Source organism: Psychrobacter sp. (assembly GCF_018260395.1).
In the GTDB taxonomy this organism is placed as follows: Bacteria; Pseudomonadota; Gammaproteobacteria; order Pseudomonadales; family Moraxellaceae; genus Psychrobacter.
This window is the reverse complement of the sequence record NZ_JAGLBC010000181.1, coordinates 1-3,920: the sequence shown is the minus strand read 5'-3', so window position 1 is coordinate 3,920 and position 3,920 is coordinate 1. Positions and strand designations below refer to the sequence as shown.

At 38.6% G+C, this 3,920-nt stretch carries 3 protein-coding genes and 1 pseudogene; all 4 read left to right on the top strand.

Annotated features, from left to right (window positions below):
• Positions 1-218, top strand: a pseudogene (locus QZ265_RS10120) (threonine synthase); the annotation flags it as partial.
• Between the two features lie 431 nt (positions 219-649).
• Positions 650-1,906: a DNA-processing protein DprA gene (gene dprA / locus QZ265_RS10115; RefSeq protein WP_296405842.1), complete on the top strand. Its 1,257-nt coding sequence runs from the start codon at positions 650-652 to the stop codon at positions 1,904-1,906.
• Between the two features lie 108 nt (positions 1,907-2,014).
• Positions 2,015-2,662: a Sua5/YciO/YrdC/YwlC family protein gene (locus QZ265_RS10110; RefSeq protein WP_296405841.1), complete on the top strand. Its 648-nt coding sequence runs from the start codon at positions 2,015-2,017 to the stop codon at positions 2,660-2,662.
• 208 nt (positions 2,663-2,870) lie between these two features.
• Entirely contained in the window at positions 2,871-3,851 is a 981-nt protein-coding gene (locus tag QZ265_RS10105; RefSeq protein WP_296405839.1) for a TIGR01777 family oxidoreductase, read from the top strand.
• Positions 3,852-3,920 lie beyond the last annotated feature (69 nt).

Genomic DNA, 3,920 nt, shown 5'->3' with positions numbered 1-3,920 from the left:
CACGTGAGCTACAGCGAGACGGTGAGGTTATCATCTGTGCAGAAACGGCATTACCCGTTAAGTTTTCTGAGACAATTGTTGAAGCAGTGGGTGAGATAGATATCGAACGTCCTGAACACACAAAAGGCTTAGAATCTTTAGAACAACATGTGACGGTATTGGACAATGATGCGAGCTTAGTGGCTGATGAGATTAAAGCGGTGGTTTCACCAGTATAACCTGTCTAAAGACCATATTAGCTAAAGCAAACATTTAAAACAGGTAGCTAAATTATGTAGCTAAATTTTCTATCTAAACCATCTATCTAAATCATGTAGCTAGATCAGAGTGCAATAGACGGCATTCTGATTTTTTTTGCATTAAATTTTAATCATTTGTTTAGAGAAATAAAACAGTATTATAAATTTAAAATGATAATAGAAGGTGGTTTTTGCTACTATGTATCACAATTTTAAAGGCTATAAACTGTAGCTTATTTTTATTTAAATTAAGGGACTTATTATAAGGGACTAGTTATGAACAATACGTTTTATGCCATAAAGTTGCTATGGTCAAAAATATGAATGCCAAATTAAAGATTAGCTCGAACAATGAGCAATACAATGAGCAAAACGATGAACTTAACAATGAACCAAACAATGAACCAGTTATGTTTACACCTCAGCAACGCGCTGTATTATTGCTATGGAAAAGAGTAAATGCGTCGTTGTCAGCCTTTTATAAACTAGAAAAGTATTTTGGTACAGCAAAGCAAGCTTTACAAGCTTCTGAATCTCAGTGGCAACAACTGGGGATACATAAAAAACACATTGAACGGCAGAGCCAAGCTACTCAATTAGAGGACGAGAATTTTCTAGCGGTTCTAAAATCACGTATTAATCAAGGCGAGTTCAAAATAGTGTTTCAATTTGAAGTGCATTATCCTCAGCAGTTGTTAAACATATTTGATCCGCCACCTGTATTGTTTTATCGAGGTAATATTGAGCGCTTGAATCAGCCGCAGATAGCCATTGTCGGCAGTCGAAAACCGACACACAAAGCGCAAAAATTCACTTTTGACATGGCACAATATTTGGCTAAATCAGGATTTATTATTACCAGTGGTTTGGCACAAGGGGTCGATGCCCAAGCTCACTTAGGGGCTTTGGCGCAAGACAAAGAAGCGTGTGGGCGAAGTATCGGGGTAATGGGTACGGGAATCGACGTGTGTTACCCCAAGCAGCATCAATCTTTATTCGATCGAATGGTTAACGAAGGCGGTTGTATTATTAGTGAATTGTTTCCAGGAACACTACCGCATAAGCATACCTTTCCTAGACGCAATCGTTTGGTGGCAGGCTTAAGTTTAGGAACAATAGTCACAGAAGCGGCGGTAAAAAGTGGTTCATTAATTACGGCGCGACTGACCTCTGAGCAAGGCAAGCAAGTTTTTGCTTTACCTAGCAGTATTGATAATCCCAATGCTGAAGGCTGTCACTATCTTATAAGAGAAGGAGCAACACTGATTTATCACCCTGACCAAGTGATAAATGATCTTTGCCATCAGCTTCATACGCCATTGCAAAAGCAAAATGACACAACTGCTCAAGAATCAATGTTGCAAGAAACAGAGTTATCATCAAAAGTTAGTAATGTAATAGCCAATAATAGCTTAGAAGCACCTAACATTAATACTATAAGCAATGCATTAATATTTAACGCTAAGCCTATTTCAAAAGAGCCGAAGTCTGTTACTATTTCTGAACACCTTCAACCTTTATGGGTTCATATAGAATTTGACGCCCAAGATTTAGATGCATTAATTGCCAAGACTAATTTAGATACCGCCAGTTTATTAAGTCAGTTAATGGAACTTGAGTTAATGGGTGTCATTACCCAAGTTGGGGGACGCTATCAACGACTCTAAACTAGCGGGGCGAGCTTCTATTGCAGAAGATCTTATTCAGCCTATCCTAAAAATATTATCCAGTGCATTGAGCATTGAGCAATAAGTGACTAGAGTAAATACGATACTATGAATGCAAATCCCCAACATATCACCAGTGATATCGATCAAGCTGCACAGTGGCTACAACAAGGTAAATTATTGGCTTACCCAACCGAAAGCGTTTGGGGCATAGGCTGTGATCCTTACAATAAACAGGCAGTCAGTCAGATATTGGCAATCAAGAATAGACCGATTGAGAAGGGAATGATTGTGGTGACTGATAGTATTGATCGTATCAAACCCTTGTTAATGCAGTTATCCAAAACCAGACGCCAACAAGTTATTGAAAGTTGGCAACAAGATAATAGCACTGATTTTTTGTCTAACCGCCAAGCAAATACTTGGTTGCTGCCTTTGTCAACATCAGATGCAGATTGCAATACAGAAGCAGCCATTATTCCCAAATGGATTACCGGCGCACATGACTCGGTCGCCGTCCGTGTGATTTCGCATCCTTTGATTCAAAAGCTTTGTCAAAATAGGACTAGCAAGACCAATCCTTACGGTTTTATTGTGTCAACAAGTTGTAATCCATCACAGCTAAATCCAGCGACTAGCTTTGAACAAGCTTATGATTATTTTGCTGATAGTATCTTTTATCTGCAAGGCGCTACACTTGGCTATACCTTACCTAGTCAGATAAGAGATGCTCGCTCTGGAGTATTAATCAGGTGAACATAGAGCATTTATCATCACTATTTTATTGTGTTATTTAAATTGCTCAATAACATAAGTCAATACACTAAGACGAACAATAACTGTAATAATTATAGCTAGTATCATTATAGACAGACCTAAATATGAAAATTATAAAGGCCTAAACTCAGCCTTAAACTAAATTATTAACCTAGACAAAAACCTAACCATATACAAAGGACTGAAAATGAATATTTTGATTAGCGGGGGATCAGGCTTTTTAGGAAGTGCATTAAGTCAGCTTCTTAACCAAGAGCGGGGCACTGAGGTTTCTATCACTTGGCTTAGCCGAGATAAAAGCCAGTCACATCCCAGCTATATAACTATGATGAGTTATGAAGAGTTAAGTCAGACATCGGTGAGTTATGACGTCATTGTTAATCTTGCTGGTGCCGGTATTGCCGATAAAAGATGGACCAAAACCCGTAAGAAGGAACTATTTGATAGTAGGATATTACCAACTCAATCGTTATTAGAATACATAGGTCGTATCAAACATAAACCGCAATTGTTAATTAGTGGTTCAGCGATTGGATGGTATGGTGCTCAAGGGAATAAACCTTTGGATGAAAGTAGCCAATACCATTCAAACCAAGCCAATTCAAACGCTAATAATTCAAATGCCAATAAAGAAGACTTCGCTCATCAACTTTGTGACAGCTGGGAGCAAATGGCTACTTCGGCCATTAAAGATGGTGTGGAGGTGGTATTGGTGCGGACCGGCGTAGTGATTCATCCGAGTGGCGGAATGTTAGGTAGACTGATACCTGCCTTTAAAATTGGGGCAGGTGGGCAACTTGGAGATGGCAAACAAATTATGAGTTGGATTAGTCGCGAGGATTGGGTTCGAGCCGTATTATTTATTATAAACCTTCATTTACCCAAACCCAGCGATTATAGGCAGATATCTACTGAACACAATCAACTCTCTATCTATAATTTAACCGCTCCTAATCCAGTTAATAATGCTAGCTTTACCAAAGCGGTAGGAAGTTGGTTGAATCGTCCTACACTCATGACTCTCCCTACGCCTGTGTTAAAAATGATGTTTGGTGAAATGTCGACTTTATTAATAGATGGACAGAAAGTATTGCCTAAAGCATTAACAGAGGCAGGTTTTGAATTTGACTATAGTGAGTTATCACAGGCACTTCAATATCAAAAATAGAACTTGTAATGGCTACTGACAAATGGTTTCACGTGGAACTTTTTAAGTTTAGTTGTTCCATGTGAAACA

What these genes read in the sequence shown, in the direction of transcription:
- dprA (WP_296405842.1), top strand. Translation starts at nt 650, where the DNA reads ATGTTTACACCTCAGCAACGCGCTGTATTATTGCTATGGAAAAGAGTA.
- QZ265_RS10110 (WP_296405841.1), top strand. Translation starts at nt 2,015, where the DNA reads ATGAATGCAAATCCCCAACATATCACCAGTGATATCGATCAAGCTGCA.
- QZ265_RS10105 (WP_296405839.1), top strand. Translation starts at nt 2,871, where the DNA reads ATGAATATTTTGATTAGCGGGGGATCAGGCTTTTTAGGAAGTGCATTA.